The organism is Klebsiella sp. D5A, assembly GCF_001620885.1.
Taxonomy (GTDB): Bacteria; Pseudomonadota; Gammaproteobacteria; order Enterobacterales; family Enterobacteriaceae; genus Klebsiella; species Klebsiella variicola.
In genome coordinates, this window is record NZ_LOAR01000004.1 from 315,282 (window position 1) to 338,967 (window position 23,686).

Annotated in this window: 23 protein-coding genes and 1 tRNA gene; 12 read left to right on the top strand and 12 right to left on the bottom strand. The window is 57.0% G+C overall.

Features of this window, described 5'->3' with window-relative positions; translation table 11 throughout:
- The first annotated feature begins 131 nt into the window (after window positions 1-131).
- A complete protein-coding gene (locus AS136_RS07340; protein ID WP_063266732.1) occupies window positions 132-1,889 on the top strand; it encodes a DEAD/DEAH box helicase in 1,758 nt (585 codons plus the stop codon).
- 136 nt (window positions 1,890-2,025) lie between these two features.
- Window positions 2,026-2,310 (top strand): 50S ribosomal protein L25, encoded by a 285-nt coding sequence (gene rplY, locus AS136_RS07345; protein WP_008804000.1) that lies wholly within the window; start codon window positions 2,026-2,028, stop codon window positions 2,308-2,310.
- A 58-nt stretch (window positions 2,311-2,368) separates the two neighbouring features.
- Here rplY and AS136_RS07350 read toward each other — a convergent pair whose 3' ends face one another.
- Window positions 2,369-3,256, bottom strand: coding sequence for a LysR family transcriptional regulator (locus AS136_RS07350; RefSeq protein ID WP_008803999.1), 888 nt, complete (start codon window positions 3,254-3,256; stop codon window positions 2,369-2,371).
- Between the two features lie 103 nt (window positions 3,257-3,359).
- On the opposite strand from AS136_RS07350, the gene AS136_RS07355 reads away from it, so the two are divergent.
- Entirely contained in the window at window positions 3,360-4,646 is a 1,287-nt protein-coding gene (locus AS136_RS07355) for a serine hydrolase domain-containing protein (protein ID WP_023323039.1), read from the top strand.
- A 20-nt stretch (window positions 4,647-4,666) separates the two neighbouring features.
- Here AS136_RS07355 and AS136_RS07360 read toward each other — a convergent pair whose 3' ends face one another.
- On the bottom strand, window positions 4,667-5,263 hold the full coding sequence (locus AS136_RS07360) for an NUDIX domain-containing protein (RefSeq protein WP_012541012.1): 597 nt from the start codon (window positions 5,261-5,263) through the stop codon (window positions 4,667-4,669).
- Window positions 5,264-5,344: 81 nt separating this feature from the next.
- Here AS136_RS07360 and AS136_RS07365 point away from each other — a divergent pair, with 81 nt between their 5' ends.
- Complete coding sequence (locus AS136_RS07365; protein ID WP_023323040.1) at window positions 5,345-6,106, top strand: DeoR/GlpR family DNA-binding transcription regulator; 762 nt, start codon at window positions 5,345-5,347, stop codon at window positions 6,104-6,106.
- A 19-nt stretch (window positions 6,107-6,125) separates the two neighbouring features.
- On the opposite strand, the gene yejK is transcribed toward AS136_RS07365, so the two are convergent.
- Entirely contained in the window at window positions 6,126-7,133 is a 1,008-nt protein-coding gene (gene yejK / locus AS136_RS07370; RefSeq protein WP_008803995.1) for a nucleoid-associated protein YejK, read from the bottom strand.
- A 186-nt stretch (window positions 7,134-7,319) separates the two neighbouring features.
- Here yejK and AS136_RS07375 point away from each other — a divergent pair, with 186 nt between their 5' ends.
- From AS136_RS07375 to AS136_RS07385, 3 genes are all read left to right on the top strand, one after another.
- The gene (locus AS136_RS07375; protein WP_004195346.1) at window positions 7,320-7,547 is read left to right on the top strand and encodes a YejL family protein; all 228 of its coding nucleotides are present in this window, start codon (window positions 7,320-7,322) and stop codon (window positions 7,545-7,547) included.
- Window positions 7,548-7,565: 18 nt separating this feature from the next.
- Entirely contained in the window at window positions 7,566-9,326 is a 1,761-nt protein-coding gene (gene yejM, locus AS136_RS07380; protein ID WP_008803994.1) for an LPS biosynthesis-modulating metalloenzyme YejM, read from the top strand.
- A 76-nt stretch (window positions 9,327-9,402) separates the two neighbouring features.
- Window positions 9,403-9,479 (top strand) — tRNA-Pro (locus tag AS136_RS07385).
- Between the two features lie 296 nt (window positions 9,480-9,775).
- On the opposite strand, the gene AS136_RS07390 is transcribed toward AS136_RS07385, so the two are convergent.
- The 6 genes from AS136_RS07390 to AS136_RS07415 form a co-directional block, all read right to left on the bottom strand.
- Window positions 9,776-10,564: a pyrroline-5-carboxylate reductase family protein gene (locus AS136_RS07390; protein ID WP_023323041.1), complete on the bottom strand. Its 789-nt coding sequence runs from the start codon at window positions 10,562-10,564 to the stop codon at window positions 9,776-9,778.
- A gap of 195 nt (window positions 10,565-10,759) precedes the next feature.
- The gene (locus AS136_RS07395; protein ID WP_008803992.1) at window positions 10,760-11,299 is read right to left on the bottom strand and encodes an L-2-amino-thiazoline-4-carboxylic acid hydrolase; all 540 of its coding nucleotides are present in this window, start codon (window positions 11,297-11,299) and stop codon (window positions 10,760-10,762) included.
- 4 nt (window positions 11,300-11,303) lie between these two features.
- Window positions 11,304-12,146 carry a transporter substrate-binding domain-containing protein gene (locus AS136_RS07400; RefSeq protein WP_063266733.1) on the bottom strand — a complete coding sequence of 281 codons (843 nt, stop codon included), beginning with the start codon at window positions 12,144-12,146 and terminating at the stop codon, window positions 11,304-11,306.
- A complete protein-coding gene (locus tag AS136_RS07405; RefSeq protein ID WP_016161566.1) occupies window positions 12,136-12,888 on the bottom strand; it encodes an amino acid ABC transporter permease in 753 nt (250 codons plus the stop codon). Before AS136_RS07405 ends, AS136_RS07400 begins: the two co-directional genes overlap by 11 nt.
- 9 nt (window positions 12,889-12,897) lie before the next feature.
- Entirely contained in the window at window positions 12,898-13,596 is a 699-nt protein-coding gene (locus AS136_RS07410) for an ABC transporter permease subunit (RefSeq protein WP_023323042.1), read from the bottom strand.
- An 8-nt stretch (window positions 13,597-13,604) separates the two neighbouring features.
- Entirely contained in the window at window positions 13,605-14,345 is a 741-nt protein-coding gene (locus AS136_RS07415) for an amino acid ABC transporter ATP-binding protein (protein ID WP_008803988.1), read from the bottom strand.
- Between the two features lie 333 nt (window positions 14,346-14,678).
- Here AS136_RS07415 and AS136_RS07420 point away from each other — a divergent pair, with 333 nt between their 5' ends.
- The 4 genes from AS136_RS07420 to eco all read left to right on the top strand — a co-directional run bounded on the left by AS136_RS07420 (window position 14,679) and on the right by eco (window position 17,249).
- On the top strand, window positions 14,679-14,888 hold the full coding sequence (locus AS136_RS07420; RefSeq protein ID WP_004102265.1) for a YdgH/BhsA/McbA-like domain containing protein: 210 nt from the start codon (window positions 14,679-14,681) through the stop codon (window positions 14,886-14,888).
- 70 nt (window positions 14,889-14,958) lie between these two features.
- Window positions 14,959-15,147: a hypothetical protein gene (locus tag AS136_RS07425; protein WP_008803987.1), complete on the top strand. Its 189-nt coding sequence runs from the start codon at window positions 14,959-14,961 to the stop codon at window positions 15,145-15,147.
- A gap of 348 nt (window positions 15,148-15,495) precedes the next feature.
- Window positions 15,496-16,605, top strand: a complete 1,110-nt coding sequence (locus AS136_RS07430) for an AI-2E family transporter (RefSeq protein WP_012967534.1) — start codon at window positions 15,496-15,498, stop codon at window positions 16,603-16,605.
- Between the two features lie 152 nt (window positions 16,606-16,757).
- On the top strand, window positions 16,758-17,249 hold the full coding sequence (eco, locus tag AS136_RS07435; protein ID WP_012967533.1) for a serine protease inhibitor ecotin: 492 nt from the start codon (window positions 16,758-16,760) through the stop codon (window positions 17,247-17,249).
- 65 nt (window positions 17,250-17,314) lie between these two features.
- Here the strand turns inward: eco and mqo are convergent, their stop codons facing one another.
- Window positions 17,315-18,949, bottom strand: a complete 1,635-nt coding sequence (gene mqo, locus AS136_RS07440; protein WP_012541003.1) for a malate dehydrogenase (quinone) — start codon at window positions 18,947-18,949, stop codon at window positions 17,315-17,317.
- A gap of 358 nt (window positions 18,950-19,307) precedes the next feature.
- Here mqo and AS136_RS07445 point away from each other — a divergent pair, with 358 nt between their 5' ends.
- The gene (locus AS136_RS07445) at window positions 19,308-20,468 is read left to right on the top strand and encodes a SulP family inorganic anion transporter (protein WP_072125767.1); all 1,161 of its coding nucleotides are present in this window, start codon (window positions 19,308-19,310) and stop codon (window positions 20,466-20,468) included.
- Here the strand turns inward: AS136_RS07445 and mgtE are convergent.
- A complete protein-coding gene (gene mgtE / locus AS136_RS07450; protein ID WP_012541001.1) occupies window positions 20,431-21,867 on the bottom strand; it encodes a magnesium transporter in 1,437 nt (478 codons plus the stop codon). The genes AS136_RS07445 and mgtE overlap by 38 nt on opposite strands.
- 155 nt (window positions 21,868-22,022) lie before the next feature.
- Entirely contained in the window at window positions 22,023-23,666 is a 1,644-nt protein-coding gene (locus AS136_RS07455) for a multidrug ABC transporter permease/ATP-binding protein (protein WP_022064828.1), read from the bottom strand.
- Window positions 23,667-23,686 lie beyond the last annotated feature (20 nt).

Below are 23,686 nucleotides of genomic sequence, written 5' to 3' on the forward strand. Positions count from 1 at the left end.
GTAATAGTGCTGGAGCGGGCAACTCGCCCGAAAAAGAAGAATTTCACTGGCTAGTATAACGGGCTCTTAACACCACTCAAGGGAAAAGATTCATGGCATACTATTCGCGAGTTAATTAGCCCCGTGAATTCATGACTTTTACATTACGCCCCTACCAACAAGAAGCCGTCGATGCCACCCTCGCCTGGTTTCGTCGCCATACCGAGCCGGCGACCATTGTCCTGCCCACCGGCGCGGGCAAAAGCCTGGTGATTGCCGAGCTTGCCCGGCTGGCCCGCGGCCGCGTGCTGGTGCTGGCCCACGTCAAAGAGCTGGTGGCGCAGAACCATGCGAAATACTGCGCCCTTGGCCTCGAGGCGGATATCTTTGCCGCTGGTCTGCAGCGTAAAGAAAGCCACGGCAAAGTGGTGTTCGGCAGCGTGCAGTCGGTGGCGCGCAACCTCGATCAGTTTCACAGTGAATTTTCGCTGCTCATCGTCGATGAATGCCACCGTATCAGCGATGACGACGACAGCCAGTATCAACAGATCATAAGCCACCTGCGGCAGGTGAATCCTCAGCTCCGGCTGCTCGGCCTGACGGCCACCCCGTTCCGCTTCGGCAAGGGTTGGATCTATCAGTTTCACTACCACGGCATGGTACGTGGCGATGAGAAAGCACTGTTTCGCGACTGCATCTATGAGCTGCCGCTGCGCTATATGATTAAGCACGGCTACCTGACGCCACCGGAACGCCTTGATATGCCGGTGGTGCAGTACGATTTCAGCCGTCTGCAGGCGCAAAGCAACGGCCTGTTCAGCGAAGCCGATCTTAACCACGAACTGAAAAACCAGCAGCGCATAACACCGCATATCGTCAGCCAGATCGTGGAGTTCGCCGAAAGCCGTAAAGGGGTGATGATCTTCGCCGCCACCGTGGAACACGCCCGGGAAGTAACCGGTCTGCTGCCGGCGGCGCAAGCCGCGCTGATCACCGGGGAAACGCCTGGACCAGAGCGGGATCGCATTATCGAGGCGTTTAAAGCGCAGGAGTATCGCTATCTGGTGAACGTCGCGGTGTTGACTACCGGCTTCGACGCCCCGCACGTTGACCTGATCGCCATCCTCCGCCCCACCGAGTCGGTGAGTCTTTACCAACAGATCGTTGGCCGCGGCCTGCGCCTGGCGCCGGGCAAAACCGACTGCCTGATCCTCGACTACGCCGGCAACCCGCATGACCTGTACGCCCCGGAAGTGGGGACGCCGAAGGGGAAAAGCGACAACGTGCCGGTGCAGGTCTTCTGCCCGGCCTGTGGTTTCGCCAACACCTTCTGGGGCAAAACCACCGCCGACGGCACCTTGATTGAGCATTTTGGCCGCCGCTGCCAGGGCTGGTTTGAAGATGATGACGGCCACCGCGAACAGTGCGACTTCCGCTTTCGCTTCAAAAACTGCCCGCAGTGCAACGCGGAAAACGATATCGCCGCCCGCCGCTGCCGCGAGTGCGACACGATTTTGGTCGACCCGGACGATATGCTGAAGGCGGCGCTGAAGCTAAAGGACGCGCTGGTGCTGCGCTGCAGCGGCATGGCTATGCAGCACGGTAGCGACGAGAAAGGCCCGTGGCTGAAAATCACCTACTATGATGAGGACGGCGCCGACGTGAGTGAGCGCTTCCGTCTGCAAACGCCCGCCCAGCGTACCGCCTTTGAGCAGTTGTTTATCCGCCCGCATACCCGTACGCCGGGCGAGCCGTTACGCTGGATAACCCCGGCGGATATCATTGCCCAGCAGGCGCTGCTGCGCCATCCTGACTTTGTCGTCGCCCGAATGAAGGGGCAATACTGGCAGGTGCGGGAAAAAGTTTTCGATTATCAGGGCCGTTTCCGTCGCGCCAATGAGCTGCGTTAATCCGCCAAAAACTGAGGTTTTGATTGCCGCTGTGCCGATTGGCGGCTATAATGCCGCCCGCTTTTGCATTCGCAAAGCAGATAATCTGCCTGCAGCTGGGTCGCCTGTTGCAGGCTTTATATATAGAGAGACATCAATGTTTACTATCAACGCAGAAGTACGTAAAGAGCAGGGTAAGGGTGCGAGCCGCCGCCTGCGCGCAGCTAACAAGTTCCCGGCAATCATCTACGGTGGCGAAGCTGCTCCGGTTGCTATCGAACTGGATCACGACAAACTGTGGAACATGCAGGATAAAGCTGAATTTTACGGCGAAGTTGTGACCCTCGTTATCGATGGCAAAGAAGAGAAAGTTAAAGTTCAGGCTGTTCAGCGTCACGCGTTCAAGCCGAAACTGACCCACATCGACTTCGTTCGCGCGTAATCGCCGATAGCAAGTTGTATGGCAAACGCCCTGGTGTCTTCTGACCCGGGGCGTTTTGTTATCGGCGCCGCCAAAGTTCCGGCGCCTCGTCCACGAGGTCGCTCAGCATCCGGTGCTTATTCATGCCGGGCAGCCAGAGCATCACCATGGTCACGTTCAGTCCCTGACTGCCGACCTCGGTAGCTATTTCAGCAACCCCCTGCCACTCGCCTGGCCGTAAATGTTCCGGTAAAAACCCCCAGCCCATCCCCTGCTCCATCGCATGGCGCAGCAGCGCGATTTCATTCATATACAGCGTATGGCCTGATATCTGTAGCCGGCGGGCGATCTGATCGTCACTGCGCCGGTGCATCACCAGCTGTGGCGTTAGCGATAAATTCAGCAATGTCAGCGGCCGTGCGGCGTCAGTAAACAATCCTTGCGCGGCGTAAAAACGTAAATCAACGGTGCCCAGCGCCCGCCACTCCATTTCGCTGCCCAGCGTACGATTATTAGCCTGGCAAATGGCCATATCCGCGATGCCCTCGCTCAGCGCCTGCTCGGCTTCGCGCCGCGAGGCGCTCCAGCAGCTTAAACGGATCTGCCGCCGGGCAAGCGTATCAGCCAGCAAACAGAGAAATTCACGCGGCACGAAGGGATCGTACACCAGACGTAACGCCTGCCAGGCCGTTTGCGGCAGCGTTTGCGCAAAAGACTCGAAAGCCTGCGCCTGACGCAACAGCAGGTGTGCCTGGCGAAAAAGCTGCTCGCCTTCGGCGGTTAGCGTCAGGCTACGCCCTTCACGGCTGAACAGCCGGTAGCCCAGCGCATCTTCCAGATAGTCCAGCAGATCGCGAAGCGTGGTCCGGTCTTTAGCTAAACGAATGGCCGCCTGCGACAGGCTGCCAGTTTCGGCGATGGTGGCGAAGGCCTCAATCTGTGCGAAAGAATACTGCAGGGTTTTCATCCCTCTCTCCCTTGCGGGGGAAAATCCCCCCTATGCTGATTTTAGCCTTCGCGAGCCGATTTATATACTGCGCAGCGAAACTATGGCAAACGAGGAAATGAAAATGATAAAAAAACCACTGGCTCTGGCGTTAATTTTGGCGGCGCTGCCGGCGGCGGCGATGGCGCAAAACTGCGGCGACCTGACGCTGGATGTCTGCCCCACCCCTTACGACCAAACCCTACCCGCGGCCAAAGACATGCTCACCTGGGATCAGGCGTCACGCGTCGTTGGCTTTCGTAACGACTATCGCAATTATGCCGGAGACGTCTTCCGCCACGGCGCAGCGGTCCCGCTGGAGCGTGCTGAAAAGCCACTGACCCACGCCAGCTATACCCTCAACGGCCACACCTGGACGCTACAGGATTACCTGAAGCGCGAGAACGTCAGCGGCATGCTGGTGCTGAAAGATGGCAAAGTCGCCTGGAAATACCTTGGCAACGGCAACACCGATACCACGCTGTGGACCTCGCGATCGGTGGGGAAATCGGTGGTTTCGACGCTGGTGGGCATCGCCATTCAGCAGGGGAAAATCCACTCCCTCGATGACCTGATTACCGTTTATGAACCCGAACTAAAAGGCACCGCCTGGGACGGTGTAACGCTCAGGCAGCTCATTCAACATACCAGCGGCGTGGACTGGAATGAAGATTACACCAATCCGCAGTCGCACTTTGCCCGCCTGACCCAGTGTGAAGCGCAGCCCGGCGCCTATGATTGCGTACGTAAAATCGTATCGGCACTGTCGCGCAAACACCCGGCAGGCGAGCAGTGGTCCTACTCTTCCGGCGGCGCCTGGCTGCTGGGCGATGTGCTGGAACGCGCGACCGGTATGTCGCTGGCCGCCTGGCTTGAACAATCACTGTGGCAGCCTGCGGGTATGGCCCACGATGGCGTCTGGCATGCTTATCAGCAAGGGAAGCATGATGTTGGCGCCCACGGCTTTAACGCCACCCTCGAAGACTGGGGCCGCTTTGGCGAGTTTGTCGCCCGCGATGGTCGGTTAAGCAACGGCAAACAGCTGGTGCCCGCTGGCTGGTTCGACCAGGCCGCAAGCTGGACAAAAGCGCTAAACTCGGTTTCAGCAGCGCATCCGCAAGGTATCTACGGCTATCAGTGGTGGAACAACGCCATTCCGGCCAATGCGCAACACGTACAGCCGACGCCGCAGGAAGGACTGCAGGGCTCGCTGTGGGCGCTGGGGATCTATGGCCAGGTGATCATGGTGAACCGCGCGGAACATCTGGTGATCGTCCAGTGGTCGACCTGGCCGCAGGCGGAACCGTCCTTCAACGCCCAGCCGCTGGAAGCGGCGCTGATGTACAGCGCCATTGCCCGCGAATTGCGCTAATCTCCCCTGCTCCTTGCCGCTTAGCCGGCGAGGAGCGTATCGGCATTCAGCGCCAGATGCTGCAACAGCATTATCGTTTTCGCATCCATGATCTCGCCATCGCGAATAGCCTGCAGCGCCCGCGCCAGCGGCCACTCCAGCACTTCAATATCCTCACCTTCTGCCGCCAACCCGCCGCCGTCGCCCCGACGGTCATCGGCCTGATATTCCGCGATAAAAAAGTAGAGCTTCTCGGTCACGGAGCCTGGACTCATAAAGACAGTGAAGACGGGTTCGACCCGCGTCACGCGAAAGCCGGTCTCCTCTTCCGCTTCGGCAACGATCCGCGCCTCCGGCGAGGCGTTATCCAGCAGCCCGGCGGCAGCCTCAATCAGATACCCATCATGACCGTGGGTAAATACCGGAAATCGGAACTGGCGCGTCAGGACCACCGTCCGCTTCTCACGGTTATAGAGTAAAATGACCGCGCCGTTGCCGCGATCATAGGCTTCCCGGCTCTGCTCCTGCCAGCAACCGTCCCGGCGCAGCAGTTCAAAAGTATATTTTTTCAGGGTGTACCAGTTGTCAGAGAGCAGCGTCTCGCGAACGTGGCGGACGTGCGGTGCGTGAGTTTGCATGTTATATCCCCTTTGAGATGACAGCCGGCACCATAACATGCATAATCAGGCACAAACAAGATAATTCGTGAAGGAAAAATCATGCTCGCCAGTCAGAGAAAACAGCAGATCCTCCAGATCCTCACCGAGGAAAAACAGGTGATGTCCGGGGAGCTAAGCCAGCGGTTCAACGTCTCCGAGGACTCCATTCGCCGCGATCTGCGCGAGCTGGCGGCGGAAGGAAAACTGCAGCGGGTCCACGGCGGCGCACTGCCGGTTTCTGCCGCTATTGCGCCTATTGAAACGCGCAAAAGCGTGCAGATCGCCTCCAAGCAGGCGGTCGCCCGCGCCGCCGCCGCGCTGATCCAGCCAGGACAGGTAGTGATTGTCGATGGCGGCACCACCACTGCGGCAATGATCGGCTTTTTACCTGCGGAACTGAACTGTACGGTGGTCACCCACAGCCCCGGCATCGCCGTGGCGCTGGTGGACCACCCGAGAATCGAGGTGATCCTGCTCGGGGGCAAAGTGTTTAAACATTCGGTCGTCGCTGTGGGCGCCGAGACGCTGGCGGGTATGGCGCGGATCAATGCCGATCTGTTCTTTATGGGGGTGACCGGCATCCACCCGCGGGCAGGTTTCACTACCGGTGATTATGAAGAAGCGGGCATCAAACGCGCACTGGCGGCCAGAGCGGCGGAAACCGTGGTGATGGCGTCCCGGGAGAAGCTCAACGCCGCGTCAGCCTTTGCCATCGGCGAACTGAACCTCGCCAGTACGCTTATCGTCGACGGTGAACCCGACGCCGCGCTGCGCCAGCAGCTGGTGCAGTGCGGCGTGGAGATCATCCCCGTTCAGCGATAGCGCCGACAGGGCATGGGGTTTAATTGCCGCCGGACGTCCGGCGCTGCAGCTGGTCGCGCAGGTTCGGCGGGGTGCCCTTAATGGTCAGGGTATCGGTGGCGGGATCCCAGAATACGCGTTCACCTAACAGCATGGCGTCGAAGTTAATGGTCAATCCGCCGCCGCTGCCGGCAAACTTGGTCAGCTGGCGTAAGGTGCTGCGATCCGCCGGGAAGCTCTCTTCCAGCTCATAGCCCTGCGCGGCAGTGAATTCCTGGAAGCTCTTTTCGCTGACGCCGGCGAGCTCTTTGGACAGCGACTCCAGCTCAATCTCTTCCCCGGCCTGCAGCTGTTCGTTACAGTACGCGTAGACCTGCTGACGCACATTCTGTCGCTCGGATTTATCAAGCTGAGCATCGGCGGCGAAGTCATCCACCGCCTGCAGCAGGCCGCGGTTCTGCGCTTTGGCGTTAAGCCCTTCGCTGGCGCCGAGGAAATCCATAAAGAAATCGGCCACTTTGCGCCCTACCCGCCCTTTCAGGAAGGTCAGATAGCGGGTCGACTCCGGGTTGGTTTCCCACTCGGTTAAATCGATGCGCGCGACAATATCAGCATGGTTAATATCCAGGTAATGGGTCGAGCGGATATCCAGCTCCTCGTTGACGCGCATACTGCTCAGGTTATTGAGCACCGCCACCAGCAGATACTCGACCGCCAGGTAACGATACTGGCAGAAGAGGACAATGCCCCCTTCGGCGAACGGGTATTTCGCCAGTTCATCGCGCAGACGACCAGTCGCCGCGCGGCTGAACGCCAGAAACTCTTCTTCCCCCTGACGCTGCAGACGCAGCGCCTGCGCCAGTTCACTCTCTTCATTGAACAGGCCATAGGCTTTGCTTTTGGCGCTATAGACCCGGTGCAGTTCAGCCATCATCTCGACGACCGTCGCATTCGGCTCCAGCAGTGACTCGCGCAGCACCAGCTCCAGATTTTGTTCATCACGTTTGATTAACTGATGCAGGGCAATCTGGTCGATATCCAGACTCATGTTAAACTCTCCTTTTAGACCGGGCGGTATTCAACCACCGCCGGGTTGCCGACGCAACTGGCGCCACACATTTCGACGTTGTTACCGACGATCGGTGCGCTTTTGCGTCGCGGCGAAAAAATGCGGAAAAAAAGCTGCTGCTACGGTAATATGTTGCCCTTTCACGAACAAACAGATTTTGAGTTTATGCCGCAAATTTCCCGCTATAGCGATCAACAGGTCGAACAGTTGCTCAGTGAGCTGACGAACGTCCTGGAATCACACAAAGCCCCGGTTGACCTTTCACTGATGGTGTTAGGCAATATGGTGACCAACCTGATCAACAGTAGCGTCGCGCCGGCGCAGCGTCAGGCCATCGCCCGTTCTTTCGCGCAGGCTTTGCAGTCTTCCATTAACGACGATCCGGCGCATTAAGGATAACAGCAACAGTATATGGTGACTCTACGTCAGCCCTACCGAGAAAAAGTCTCCCAGATGGTCAGCTGGGGGCACTGGTTCGCCCTGTTCAACATGTTGTTGGCCATGGTGCTCGGCAGCCGCTATCTTTTTGTCGCCGACTGGCCGACGACGCTTGCCGGACGGCTTTTTTCGTACGTCAGTCTCGTCGGACACTTCAGCTTCCTGGTGTTTACCAGCTATGTGCTGATCCTCTTCCCGTTGACCTTTATCGTGGTCTCGCAGCGCCTGATGCGCTTCCTGTCGGTGATCCTTGCCACCGCCGGGATGACGCTGCTGCTGATAGATAGCGAGGTCTTCACCCGCTTCCATCTTCACTTAAACCCGGTCGTCTGGGAGCTGGTCATCAACCCTGACCAGAATGAGATGGCGCGCGACTGGCAGCTGATGTTTATCAGCGTCCCGGTCATCTTTTTGATTGAAATGCTCTTCGCCACCTGGAGCTGGCAGAAACTGCGCAGCCTGACGCGCCGCCGTCATTACGCCCGCCCGGTCGCCTGGTTCTTCTTTCTGTCGTTTATCAGCAGCCACCTGGTCTATATCTGGGCGGATGCCAACTTCTATCGCCCGATCACGATGCAGCGGGCGAATCTGCCGCTCTCTTATCCGATGACCGCCCGCCGTTTCCTCGAGAAACATGGCCTGCTCGACGCCCAGGATTATCAGCGTCGTCTGGTGGAGCAAGGGGCGCCGGAGGCGGTATCGGTCCAGTATCCGCTCAGCAACCTGCGCTACCGTGATCTCGGCGCGGGCTACAACGTGCTGCTGATCACCGTCGACAACCTGAACTATTCGCGGTTTGAAAAGACCATGCCGGCGCTGGCGGCGTTCGCCAAAGAGAACGTCAATTTTACCCAGCATATGAGTTCGGGTAATACCGCCGACAGCGGCCTGTTTGGCCTGTTCTACGGTATTTCACCAGGCTATATGGACGGTGTCCTCTCGGCGCGTATTCCCGCCGCGTTGATCACCGCCCTTAACCAGCAGGGCTACCAGCTGGGCCTGTTCTCCTCCGATGGGTTTAGCAGCCCGCTCTATCGCCAGGCGCTGCTCTCCGACTTCTCGCTACCGAGCGCGAAGACTCAGAGCGACGAGCAGACGGCCAATCAGTGGATCGGCTGGCTGGACCGTTACGCGCAGGATGAGAATCGCTGGTTCTCGTGGATCTCGCTCAACGGTACGACCCTCGACGACACGCAGCAACAGGGCTTTGTCCGCCGTTACAGCAAGGCGGCAGGTGATGTTGATGCCCAGATTGATCGGGTGCTGACCGCGCTACGCGCAGCCGGCAAGCTCGACAACACGGTGGTGATTATCACTGGCGGCCACGGCAAGCCGCTTAACGTCAAACACGACTCGTTCGACTGGTCGCGCGAGCAGTTGCAGGTGCCGCTGGTAATTCACTGGCCGGGCACGCCGGCGCAGGAAATTGCCACGCTGACCGATAACAAAGATGTGATGACCACGCTGATGCAGCGCCTGCTCCACGTTTCGACGCCAGCCAATGAGTACTCGCAGGGCGAAGATCTGTTTAGCGCCGCACGACGTCGGAACTGGGTCACCGCGGCCAACGGCGATACGCTGGCCATTACCACCCCGACCATCACCGTGGTCCTCAACCATAACGGCACCTATACCACCTGGAGCCGCGACGGCGAGAAAATTAAAGATCAGAAACCGCAGCTCAGCCTGTTGCTGCAGGTCCTGACTGACGAAAAACGCTTTATCGCTAACTGATTGATTAATTATGAATCAATCGCGCGCGACCCGCTTGCATTCGCTCGGGGAACGGGTAATATTGTTCCCCACGCGTCGGCACGTAGCGCAGCCTGGTAGCGCACCGTCATGGGGTGTCGGGGGTCGGAGGTTCGAATCCTCTCGTGCCGACCAAATCATTCACCGGTAAGTTTTGTTAACGACCGGTAACCCTACAGAAACCCGCACTCTCTCCGAGTTTGCGGGTTTTTTGTTGCCTGTTTTCCGTCGAATTTAAACGGGATCTTCAGGCATATTCCCCCTGGCATGTCGAATGACCAATGCCTGAACTTGTCCTGCTCCCCGTGGATTAATAGACGACGTTAGCGACCCGGCTGGGCTACCGTACTTATGCAGCCTTAAGCCGCACCTTTAAGCGCATCGCCGGAAAAGCGCCGGGTGCTGCACGGCCAGTGGCGGGAAGAAGGGGTTTAGCGCTGTCCCAGTTCACGGGTACGCCTGACCGCCGCCAATACGCTGCGCTGAAGGCCTGCGGCAAAGTCACTGTTGTTCAGCTCATACAGAGCGTGGATCCCGACTCCCGCCGGTGAATTATTGATATCCAGAAGCTGACGCGGATGCTTCTGGCTTTGGCGCAGCATCTCGACCGCGCCGAGGAGGTTCTCCAGCACCACCTCCGTCGCCTGAGGCCGCGACAGCCCCGCCAGTACGCCGGCATCGGTAAGGGACTCAATAAAGTAGTAAATATAGTTAGGCCCCGCGACGCCAAAACCGGTAAAGACATCGATCAACCGCTCTGGCAGATACAGCACTTTGCCAAAACCGCGCAGAAACGGCTCGATCTCAGCCGCGCTGGCGTGGGCGTTTAAGGTTACGCCGCTATAGCCAAATCCGGTATCGGTCAGGGTATTGGGGATCGTCCTGGCAATCGGCGTTGTCTCACCAAACAGGGAGGCCAGCTTTTCCAGTGTCACTCCCGCGATCAGAGAAACCACCGTCGTCGAGCCGTTTAGCTGGGCGCGCACGCGGCTCGCCACCGCCGCCAGATCGTCCTGCGGCCGGATCCCCAGCACCAGCAAAGAGGCCTCGCTTAAGCCACCGTCGCCCGACAACCGATAGCGGGAGTGCAGAGCCTCGATTCGCACGCTGTCGATATCCTCCAGCGAGATCGCGTCCGCCTGCAGCGTACCGTTGCTTAATGACGCGCGAATAATCGCCTCCGCCATCTGTCCGGCACCAATAAAATGGACCTTTGCCATAGTTTTACTCCTTATTCAAAACGCTATTCGTCGTGACCAACACCGAAGCACCGGCCTTGTCGCGCCGGGTCGGCAACACGCCCCCCCGTTCAGTCAGTGGGATAACCCCGTCCGTCAACCGTGGTCAGCTTTTGCCTGCTCAGCGCCTGCATCGCCGCTTCGGGCTGATTAACAACCTGGTTGCGTGGCCACCACTTAAGGTTGCCATTCCGCCTCATGCGACTCTGACTGATAAAAACGCAGCCGACAGGCGGCATCACCGCGAGCCAGCGCGGTCTGCACCTCTAAACGCAGCCCCGGAAACGCGTCGGTTAACGCATGATCCCCTTCCATGCAGATATCGCATAGCGTCTCAATTTCGCTGGCGCCCCGCCCCTGCTGCCGCCAGCAGTTAACGTAAGGACAGTAGTGAAACAGGACGATAAATTCAGCCCGGCTGGCGCTAACGGGCTCCATCTCATAAACCTGAGATTCCAGACCGCGGGTAAACAGCCCGGCAAACTCCTGCAAATCCTGGCGATCGCGCATTTGCGCACGCAGCTTATGCCCGATATCGCGGCCATAGTGGCGTATGGCTTCACGCGCAAAATCATCCGCGATATGCCGTTGTCGGCTTTCGTCCAACAGGTAACCGATGGTAGCCGCGCGTTTTTCAGTAATGGCGCGCAGCGCCAGGGTCACCTCATCGTTTAAGGTGGCGGCGTTATGCGCCGGCTCCGAGCTTATTTGCGTCATGCGTTTATTCCCAGTCGGTATTCACTTTCACGTCGCTGGCGCCCGGCAGGGCATACACATCTTCGGCGTACCATTTCCGTGAGAGCTCAGCGAGGGTGCCGTCCTTTTTCAGGGCAACCAACTGCGCATCAATCGCTTTGATCAACTGCGGGTCGGTATTTTTTTTATACAAATAGACGTTAGGAAACAGGCCGACGGAATCCGAAGCTTTCAGATTGAGATTTAGCGCCTTATTTAACGCCAGTAGCGCACCAATGGGATAAATCGCCGCATCGTATTCCCCGGAAGCGACCGCTTTAAAGATATCGGCGGCGGACTGCTCGCCGTTGGGCTGCAGGTTAATTTGTTGGCCTGGATGTTTTTTGTTGTAGTTTTCAATCACCGTATAACGGGCGTCGGAGGTATGAATCGGCACCAGCTTTTTCTTACCGCTGGCGAGATCGCCAAGGTTATGAATATCGTTCTCATCGTTACGTACAATCAGGCGTAAATCGCTGATCCCGGTCGGCTCGCCGGAGTGGTCATATTTTTCCGCCCGCTCTTTGGTGAGATAAAAGTGATCCGCCGCAAGGGTATACGCGCCGGTCGACAGGCCGACGATCATCGCGTCGCGCGAGACCGCATTAAAATGAAACTTATAGTCGGTTAACCGCTGGTCCAGCACCTTTAACAGATCGCCATCGTAGCCGGTAATATTGTTGTTATCGTCCACAAAGCTAAAGGGAAAACCGTTAGCGTTAACGACAACCTCAATCGTCTTCGCGTGCGGACTTTTTTCAACCGCCTGTGCGGCGTTAATTCCCATTGCCAACGTCAGCGCACTCACCAGTAAAATTTTATTTTTCAAAATACCTTCCCCAAAATGATAACCGTGGAACACTCTTTTGTACGTTTCCTTGCCAGCGGGCGCGCAGAAACCGTTCTACACTGCGCAATGCTCTGGCAATTGCCAGGCACAGCACGATATAAATCACCAGCACGACGCAATAGGCTTCGACAAAATGAAACCCGCGCGCGGCGGCGATATTGGCTTTCGCCATCAGATCAATAACGGTGATGGTGTAAACCAGCGAGGTGTCTTTAATCAGATCGATCAGCACGCTGGTGAAGTTCGGCAGTGCGGATACTGCCGCCTGCGGAAAAATAATGCGTCGGAACTGCGTGAACCCGCTTAGCCCAATTGACCATGCGGCCTCGCGCTGCCCCTTATCAACCGCGTTCCAGCCTGCGCGAAAGGTTTCGGCGAAATACGCGCTGAAAATCAGCGATAGCGCGGTGACCGCCGCCACCAGTGGCGAGAGTTTATAGTGGTACATATTATCCTGCGGGCCGCCAAACAGCCCGGCGGCTATCCACGGCCAGACGTAAAAAAAGAAATACAGCATCACCAGTACCGGGACCGAACGGCTAAAGGAGAGAAATACCTTCGCCCCCCATTGAACCCCGGGAACCTGACGAATAATCACCCACGCCAGCGCCGCGCCCAGCAGAGTGGAAAAGAGTAAGGACAATAACGTTATCACCAGGGTAACCGGCAGCGCGCTTAAAATAAACGTAAAATTGTCCCGAATGAACGCCAGGCTAAACATGTTAATCTATCACTCCAGCAGGAACTGATACTTCTTTTCAATACGAGTGGTAAAATAGAGAATAATACTATTCAGCACCCAGTAAACGATAATAACACTAATAAACGCCGCAACCTGTTTAGCCCCATAGCTATTTTGCGAAATCTTTTGTGCACGGCCAAAAATATCTACAATACCAATAATATTGACCAGTGAGGTCATCTTCACGAGGTTAATTAAAAGATTACCAAAAACGGGAATGGCAATAATGAGCCCCTGGGGAAAAATAATCCGCAGCATTCCCTTATGCCAGGGAATATTGAGGCTGATGATGGCCTCTTTCTGGCCGGTATCCACCGTACGCCACGCGGAGCGCATCATTTCTGCAAAATAGGGACTGATGCTGACCGAAATAGACAACACCGCAAAGGTGGTATCGCTAATCCATAGCGGCGGCAGCGCCAGCGCAGTCAAAATTAATTTTCCGCCGAAGAAAAACAGCAGGATCAGCAGCGCCAGGGGGGCGCCACGCAGAATGTCGGTATACCCGTTTGCCACCGCGCTGAGCGGCTTAAAGCGACTAAACTGCAGCAGCACAATCAGCAGCGCGATCGTCAAACCAAGCAGCAGCGATGCCAGCGTTATCCCGAGGGTCACGGGTAAATTTTCCAGCAGTTTCGGCAATATTCCGGCGATATCCTGCCAGTTAAAGAGCGGGTTATTGTTCATCATTAGCCTCAGGCATGATAGTGCAGTTGCGCCAGAAACGCCCGGGTTCGCCCCTGCTGTGCTGCGCCAAATATCTGTTCCGCCGGGCCCTGCTCAACGATTTCGCCGTTTTCCATAAATACCACCCGGGAAGCGACCTGGCGGGCGAACGCCATTTCATGGGTCACGATAATCATCGTCTGACCCGCAGCGGCAATCGTCTGAATAAGCTCCAGCACTTCACCAACTTTTTCCGGATCCAGCGCGGAAGTCGGCTCATCCAGCAGCAGAACGGCGGGGTTAATTGCCAGCGCCCGCGCAATCCCGATACGCTGCTTTTGGCCGCCGGAGAGACTGTGCGGATAGCTGTCTTTTTTATGCAATAACCCCACCTGCTTTAAGAGTTGTTCAGCAATATCCTGCGCCTCCTGACGCGGGCGCTTTTGAGCGTAAATCAGGCCTTCGGTAATATTCTGCAGTGCGGTCAGATTATGAAAGAGATTCCACGATTGAAAAACCATGGCGGTTTTCGCCCGTAGCTTTTCAATCTCCTTTTTGCCCGCTTTTGCGCAATCCAGCGCCACATCATCTATTCTTATTTGCCCGCTATCGGCAGGCTCCAGGAAATTAAGCGTACGTAATAGCGTGGTTTTCCCTGAGCCGCTGGGGCCAATAATGCAAATAATCTCGCCGGAATGAATACTGAGCGAGACCTCTTTTAGCACTCTTTCACCGGAGAAGCTTTTACTGATCTTATTAATAGTTATCATAATTAAATATTCGTGGATAATTTTTATTTGCCGCACGCCGGCGCTTATTGCTGCCTAAAAACTATATTGCTGCAGTTCAGATGATAGCAAACAAGAAAATCATCTATCGAAAGTTAAAAAATAACTTTTTATATATTTGTTATGACAATGAGGCTGAATTGTAATTTAGCTTTCTTAACAAAACTGGATGGCAATACTTGACAATGATTATTCAAATTTACTGAACAATGAAAGCAAATTGTTTCGATTTTAATCATCCGGCCGTCAGCCTATCATTTATCACATCGGGGCAACAACGCTCCAACACTGACAAAACACTTAAGGAATACGACCATGAAATCCATCAAAACTTTCGTTGCAGTTGCCGCACTCTCTATGATCTCTTTCGGTACTTTTGCTCAGAGCATCAGCGCCAGCGCTTCCACCCTGGACCGCGCAGAAGCCAAAATTGCCGCGCAGGCCGCAGAGCAAGGCGCGTCTTACAAAATCACCAGCGCTCAATTCAATAACCGCGTACATATGACCGCTGAGCTGACGAAATAAAATAGCCACATTGCCGGGCCGCCGGAAGAAACAGGCGACAGCGACAGCACGATGAAATAAGGAACAGAATATGAAAAATATCGGCGTAGTCACCGCACTGCTGTTGGCCGCTACACTTTCGTCCGGCGTGATGGCCGCAGAGAAGAGCCAGACACATCCGGAGGCGGGTTCAAATATCGATACATCGATGCATCAGAATCATATTGATGTCAGCCATGCCTTTGATAAAGAGAGCCTGACCGCAGGCAATCTTCAGTAAGACACTGCATAAGGCGCGCGTGGAAATATCCGCTGCGCGCTTTTTTTCTGCCCGTTTGACCATGGATTATCCGCCATAACTTCCGCTTTTGCCGTATCGATATACTACGCTTCTACACCTCGTTGCTTCCTGACAGCACATTTTGCAGATAACACTGCTTTCATCATGCGTACCGGACAGGCATTGAAAGCAGAAGTTGTCTGTTTTACTCAATAGCGTCCGCAGGGTTTTCTGCCAGGGCTTTTATCCACTTTTTCCCCTCTGTTATAGAGTACGACTATCCAGATGGTAAATTACGTCGTAGCATCTATCATTCGACTGTATGACTCATAAGCAGGAGCGGATGACATGAGAGTTAATGGACTTACCAAAGGATTTTTCATCCTTATCGTCTTTATTGTAACCCTGGCCTTTTTTGATGTTCTCTCACCCTATTATTCCGCCATCCTCTGGGCCGCGATCCTTGCGGTGATTTTTAATCCGGTCAAAAACAAGATTCGTACCCGCCTCGGCGAGCGCAATGGCCTCGCGGCGCTGCTGACCATCGTCATCATCTGCCTTATCGTTTTTACGCCGCTGGCGATCATCCTCTCGTCGCTGGCCTACGAGCTGAACGTGGTGTATAGCAAACTTCAGCATAACGACACTCAGTTCCCGACGGTGGTCGCCAGTCTGTTTGCTCACCTCCCCGGCTGGGCCAGAGGTTTCCTTGCCGAGCACAACCTCGATAGCGCGCAGCAGATCCAGCAGCAGCTCTCCGATGTTGCGCTGAAAAGCGGCCAGTATCTGGCCGGCAGCGCGTTTCTGATTGGTAAAGGCACCTTTGGCTTTACCGTCAGCTTCGGCATTATGCTGTACCTGCTGTTCTTCCTGCTAAAGGATGGGCCTTACCTGGTGCTGTTGACTCTCGAATCTCTGCCGTTATCGAGCTATGTGAAGCAGCACCTGTTCGCTAAATTCGCCGCGGTCGCCCGCGCCACGGTAAAAGGCACCGTGGCCGTGGCGCTGGCGCAGGGGGCGCTGGGCGGCTTTGCCTTCTGGGTTGCCGGTCTGGACGGCAGCATTCTGTGGGGTGCGCTGATGGCGTTCCTGTCGCTTATCCCGGCGGTAGGCTCGGCCATTATCTGGGTGCCGGCGGCGATTTACCTCTTCGCCACCGGGCAGCTGTGGCAGGGCGCCTTTATCGTCGGCTTCTTTGTGATTGTGATTGGCCTGGTGGATAACATTCTGCGTCCGCTGCTGGTGGGCAAGGATACCAAAATGCCGGACTACCTGATCCTTATCGCGACGCTGGGCGGCATGGAGATCTACGGTATCAACGGATTCGTTATCGGGCCGCTGATTGCCGCCTTGTTTATCGCTTGCTGGAACCTGCTGTCGGGACGAGAGCATGCCGGTAATACCGATGAAATAGATGAAGAATTCATTGAGGAAGCGAAAAATAGCCGCAACGAATAAGCTTCATGGGCCGCCGTGGCGCAAGGTGCGACACGGCATCACACCAGTACATAACACCATTCATTTTGAAAAAATTAGTAAATAAAACTTAACATTCAGTAAAGCAATGATAGGCTGTATCAGTCAGGAACGAAAATAAAGGATGATCAACCGTGAAAAAAATCACTACGCTAGCCGTTTCTCTGCTGACCGCCGCCTGCATGTCCGCTGGCGCCCAGGCCGCAGAACAGCCGCTGGAAAAAGTCGCGCCGTTCCCGAAAGCGGAAAAAGGCATGAAGCGTCAGGTTATTCAGCTGCCGCAGCAGCAGGATGAGTCAGCGCTGAAGGTTGAGCTGATAATCGGCCAGACGCTGGAAGTTGACTGCAACCACCATCGTTTAGGCGGGAAGCTGGAAAGCAAAACCCTGGAAGGCTGGGGCTATGACTACTATGTCTTTGATAAGCTGAGCGGCCCGGTCTCTACCATGATGGCCTGCCCGGATGGCAAGAAAGAGAAGAAATTTGTCACTGCCGGTCTCGGCGATGATGCCATGCTGCGCTACAACAGCAAGCTGCCGATTGTCGTGTACGCGCCGAGCAATGTCGATGTGAAATATCGCATCTGGCGCGCCGACGAAACCATCGGTAACGCCGTCGTCCGCTAAGTCGACCCATCAAACCGACAAAAAAAACGGCAGCCCGCAGGCTGCCGTTTTTGTCAGAGCGTTTGTCAGAGCGCGATATCCGCCATCGGCTTACCACCGCTCAGCGGCTTCAGCTCCGCCTGCGGGGCTTCATCCGCCACCGCGGCCGGCTCATATTTCAGCTCCAGCACTTCACTGGTCCACGCCAGCGCTTTCTCAATCTCCGCCGGGTTGCCGTCAAGGCGAATACCGTAGGTCGGGATGATGGCCTTCAGCCTGGCCTGCCATTCCGGCGAATTGACTTTGTCTTTAAACACTTTTTCCATCAGCTGCAGCATGATAGGCGCCGCGGTGGAGGCGCCTGGCGATGCGCCGAGCAGCGCCGCGACAGTGCCTTCGTCATCGCTCACCACTTCAGTACCGAGGCGCAGTACCCCGCCCTTCTTCGCATCGCGCTTGATAATCTGCACGCGCTGACCGGCCTGCCACAACCGCCAGTCCTCTTTCCGCGCTTCCGGATAGTACTCGCACAGCGCCGCCAGGCGATCTTTATCTTTCTGCATCACCTGGCTAATCAGGTATTTCACCAGATCGAAGTTGTCCAGACCGACGTTGAGCATCGGCAGAATATTCGAGGTATTCGTCGAGGCCAGCAGATCCCACAATGAACCGTTCTTCAGGAAGCGGGTCGAGAAGGTGGCGAACGGCCCGAACAGCACCACGCGTTTACCGTCGATAATACGGGTATCAATGTGCGGCACCGACATCGGCGGCGCGCCCACTTCGGCCTGGCCGTAAACCTTCGCCAGATGGTGGTTCACCACCTCCGGATTTTCGCAGACCAGGAACTGGCCGCCGACCGGGAAGCCCGCATACTCTTTGGCCTGTGGAATGCCGGTTTCCTGCAGCAGCGTCAACGCCGCGCCGCCGGCGCCGATAAAGATGAATTTCGCTTTAATGACCCGCTTCTGACGACGGTTGTCGGCATCCGCGAGAGTGACCGTCCAGCTCTTGTCGGCGTTGCGCTTGAAGCGACGTACCACGGTACCCAGCTGCAGGGAGAAATTATCATGCTTTTGCAGGCCGGCGATCAGCTGGCGGGTAATTTCGCCATAGTTGACGTCGGTTCCCACTTCAGTACGGGTGGCGGCCACCTTTTGCTGCGGATCGCGGCCTTCCATTACCAGCGGCGCCCAGGCTTTGATCTGCTGATGGTCTTCAGAATAGCGAATACCGCGGAACAGTTCGCTCTGCTGCAGCGCCGCATAGCGCGCGCGCAGGAAGTTGACGTTATCTTCGCCCCACACAAAGCTCATGTGCGGCACGCTGTTAATGAAAGATTTTGGTTTGTTCAGGACGCCGCGCGTCACCTGATGCGCCCAGAACTGACGCGAGATATGGAAGGCTTCGTTGATGTCGACCGCTTTGTCGATATTGATGCCGTTGGCGGTCTGCGGCGTGTAGTTCAGCTCCATTAGCGCCGCGTGGCCGGTACCCGCATTGTTCCACCCGTTTGAGCTCTCTTCCGCCACGCTGGACATCTGCTCAACCATGGTAATAGACCAGTCTGGCTCAAGCTCCTGCAGCCAGGTTCCCAGTGTGGCGCTCATAATGCCGCCGCCAATCAACAATACATCCGTCTCTTGCTCATGGCGGGTGTTGGTCCGAGTGCTGTTGGGACCAACCGCCTGTGAGCGTGGTACGGCCATCTTTTTATTCATCGGATTTGAGCCTTACTTTACTCGCTGTTTTTATTTAGCGCAGGTGATACGATTCTCACCACTCACGTTACCACCGAAGCTCAAAAATTTAAATATTGTTTAAATTTTAAGTTCTGTTTTGAGATCCGTTATAAAAATGTTTAATAAATGTATACACCAAATCACTTTTTGTACTGGTAGCCTTGGGGATTCCGCGCTATCATCCTCGGTTTTGTGACAGACCGCACGGAAGCAGGGCCTGCCACCGCTCCCTCTTTTTTATAAGCTGCGAACTTTTTTTATGCCCCCAGTTTCTGACCCCGCCGCTTCCGGCAATCTGCGCCCCATCCTCCGCTCCCCGTCGTTACTGACGCGCGAAGTGCTGGCCGGCGTGCTTACCGCCCTGGCGTTAATCCCTGAAGTTATTTCGTTTTCGGTCATTGCCGGTGTTGACCCGCAGGTCAGCCTGGTTGCCTCGGTGGTGCTTTGCCTGGCGATGTCGGTGCTCGGCGGGCGCCCGGCAATGGTGACGGCTGCTGCCGGGTCGGTGGCGCTGGTCATTGGCCCAATGGTGCATCAGTACGGCGTGGGCTACATTCTGCCGGCGGTCATTCTGGCGGGTATGATTCAAATTTTGTTTGGTCTGTGCGGCATGGCGCGCCTGATGCGTTTTATTCCCCCGGCAGTGATGACCGGGTTCGTCAATGCCCTCGGGATCCTGATTTTCTTTGCTCAGGTACCGCACTTCTGGAGTCGCCAGCCGCTGATCGTCGGCCTGTTCGTCCTGACGCTGCTTATCGTCCTGTGGGCGCCGCGCTTCATTAAGGCCGTCCCGGCGCCACTGATCGCCATTGTCGCGCTCACTCTCTATACCGTCACCACTGGCCAGCAGTTGCCCACCGTCGGCGATGAAGGCTCGATGAGCGGCGGCCTGCCGGGATTCACTGCCCTGACCGTCCCCCTGAACCTGGCGACACTGCAGATTATCTGGCCGTGCGCCCTCAGTATCGCCTTTGTCGGTCTGATGGAGTCCCTGCTGACGGCTAAGCTGGTGGACGATCTCACCCATACCCCGTCGAACAAATCGCGGGAAAGCGCCGGGCTGGGTATCGCTAATATCCTTGCCGGCTGTTATGGCGGTATCGCCGGCTGCGCGATGATCGGCCAGACCATCGTTAACGTGGAGATGGGCAGAGCCCGCAGCCGTCTCTCAACGGTGATCGCCGGTCTGGTGCTGCTCCTGCTGGTGACAGCGCTCAGCCAGGTGATGGCGCAGATCCCGATGGCGGTGCTGGCAGGGGTGATGGTGATTGTGGCGGTGAAAACCTTTAGCTGGCATAGTATTCGCCCGGGCGAACTGGTGCGTAATCCGTGGCCGGAAACGCTGGTGATGCTGGTGACCGTCGCCGCAACGGTGGGAACCAGCAATCTGGCGATCGGCGTGCTGGCGGGGATCGTCGCCATGGCGCTCATCCCCCGCCGCCTGCGCACGAAGGCGCAGGCTACATCAGAAACAGCGTCGCCAGACCAAGGAAAATAAAGAAGCCGCCGGTGTCGGTGATAGCGGTGATCATCACGCTGGAGCCAACCGCCGGGTCGCGCCCCAGCTTCACCATAACCATCGGGATTATCACGCCCATCATCGCCGCCATCAGCAGGTTGAGCATCATGGCCAGCGTCATCACCCCACCGAGCTGCGGATCGTCATACAGCCACCAGGTAATGGCCCCCATAATCCCGCCCCATACCAGGCCGTTAATCAGGGCGACCCCCATTTCACGCAGGATCAGGAAGGTAAAGCTGCCGGGCTGGATCTGCTGTAGCGCCATCGCCCGGACGATCATGGTGATCGTCTGGTTGCCGGTATTGCCGCCGATCCCGGCGACGATCGGCATCAGCGAGGCCAGCGCCACCAGCTGTGAAATGGTGTGTTCGAAGCCGTCGATGACCCTGGAAGCGATAAACGCCGTACACAGGTTGACCGCCAGCCACGCCCAGCGCGTTTTCACCGCCTTGCTGACCGGGGCGAAGACATCCTCTTCATCGCTCAGGCCCCCCATCCGGCGCAGATCGTTATCGGTTTCTTCATAAACCACATCGACGATCTCATCGATGGTCAGTCGCCCGATCAGCTTACCATCGGCATCAATGACGGCGGCGCTGAGTAAGTCATCACGTTCGAAGGTGCGCGCCACCTTCTCCGCCTCTTCGTGCGGCTGAAAGGTGACCGGATCGCCCTCCATCACCTCCCCTACCCGCTTCTGCGCATCGTTGAGCAGAATGGTCTGCAGCTCCAGCTCGCCGAGCAGCAGCTTGTTACGGGTGGTGACGAACAGCTTATCGGTGTTTTCCGGCATTTTACCCAGACGCCGCAGATAGCGCTGCACCGCTGCCAGCGTGGCCTCCGGTCGCACCGTAATGACCTCAAACTCCATGATCGACCCGACGCTGTTGTCGGCGTAGCGCATAATCTGGCGAATACGGGCACGCTTCTCGGCAGGCAGGGTCGCCAGCAGCCGTCCGGTCAGGTTGCGCGGCAGATGCTGCAGCAGGTAAACCTGTTCATCGATATCCAGCGGCTGCATCGCCTGCAGCAGCTCGGGGTCGCTCATCTTGTCGATCAGGTCGCCCCAGACATTTTCTGAGGCTTCCAGCAGCACTTCGCCGCGTTTATCGTCAGGTACCAGGCACCATAGCGCGGTACGGGCGTCATAGGGGAGCGCTTCCAGCGCATCGGCGAGATCCGGCGGCGGCAGATGCGAGACCAGGATCTCGACTTCCGCCAGGTCATCGGCCAGCGTGCCTTCATCATAGCGTTCGGCCAGCGTTAGTTTGCCCAGCAGCGCGGAGGTCACTGCTTTATCGGTGCTCAAGAGCCAAATCAGACGGGCGCGCTCTTCGTCACGTAAGCGGGCGCTTTTTTTATGCAAAACGGACATCGATCGGGCAATCCTTTTGAGAATAGTGAGCCGGCCTGCGGGCCGGAAGCCTTAAGCATAGCGCGAGGAGGGGGAAATAATAACCGCCAGCAATGTAGTCGCTGAAAATTTCAGCGGCGCGGCACCCGGCTTTTCCCCCGGGCTCGCGGCGAGCATCAGGCCGTACGGGCCACCGCATCGCGGGAAGCCTGCGCCCGCTCCTCCCCGGTGAGCTCGGACAGCTGGCCGGCACGCATCTCCAGCAGGCGATCGGCGTGCTGGAAATAGTGATCGTCATGGCTGATGGCGAACACGGTTTTCCCCATCTGCTGCATCAGCGGCAGCAGCACCTGATAGAACTCGCGGCGGAAATGCGGATCCTGATCCGCCGCCCATTCATCCAGCAGAATGATGTCCCGGGACTCGGCCAGCGCCAGCAGGAGCGCCACGCGCTTCTTCTGCCCTTTCGACAGCCGGAGGTCGGCGATTTTCCCGTTCTCCAGCTGCAGCTTGTGGGCCATTTGCAGGCGCTCCAGCCACGTTGCCACCAGCGCCGGATCGGCCTCCTCTCCCTGCGGCCCGAGCAGGCGGTCAAACAGCCAGACGTCGGTAAACACCGCGGAGAACAGTTTGCGATACTCCTCCGGTTTATCCGCCGCCAGCGGCTGGCCGTCCACGAGGATCTGACCGGAAACCGGCTGATACAGGCCGGTCAGGAGCATCGCCAGGGTTGACTTGCCGCTGCCGTTGCCGCCGATCAGAAACACCAGCTCGCCGCGTTTCAGCGTCAGGTTAAGCGGCCCTACCGCAAAGCGCTGGTCCGGATAATGGAAAGTGACATCGCGCAACTCCAGCGTCTGCCAGTCAGGATGCGCCTGCGGCCGGGGAAATTCGGCTTGATATGGGGCGAGAGAGAACTGGCGCAGCTTGTTAAACGCCACCTGGGCGCTGAGCAAGGTGGGCAGCGCGCCGACGGCGGAGAGCAGCGGCGTGCGCAGAAACAGCAGCGTCAGGGAATAGGTCGCCGCCACGGCGGTATCGGCCCAGCCGAGGCTGTTGGCCATCCAGAACACCAGCCCGATGGCGCCAAGCATCATAATATTCGACCAGTTAACCGCGCTGAGATGGAAGGTATCGGCGCGAACGATATGGTGCCGATACTCCCGGGCGTCCGGGAGGTAGAGCTGATTAAACACATACTCCGCGCGTTCGCGATTGAGGGTCAGCTCTTTGCGCCCCTCCAGCACCGTCTGGTAGTCGTGATACAGCTTATCTTCCGTTTCGCGCAGGCTGGCCATATGTTTGTACACCCGCGACACCAGCACAAAACCGCCCCAGATGGTGAGCGCCATCCACAGCGCCGTCACCAGCATCATTTTGCCTGACAGCCAGGCCAGATAGGCGGCAGAGCCGAAGGTCAGAATGATCCCCTGCACCAGCTCCGGCAGGCGCACAAAGGCGATGGTGATGTTACGGATATCGCTGGTCAGCCCGGCAAGCAGCGACGCGCTGCCGATCTTATCCACCTGTTCAATCTGAGTATCGAGGATGCGTTTAACAAATTCGCCGCGCAGGCGATAAACAAAATGGTGGCCGAGGGTGGTCAGCGCCAGCTGGGAGCCCAGCGTCACCGCCATCAGCAGCCCCAGCAGGCCAAGAAACTCCGGCAGGACCCGCAGCGAGGTATCGACAGCGGTAATCAGGCGCAGGTTAATGAAGGCGATTAAGCCGATACCCAGCGCGGCGCTGAGCAGACTGAGGGCAATCACGCCGAGAAACGGCCAACGATACTGACGCCAGACGAGAGAGAGAAGTTCCATAACAGGCTATCCGGAAAAGC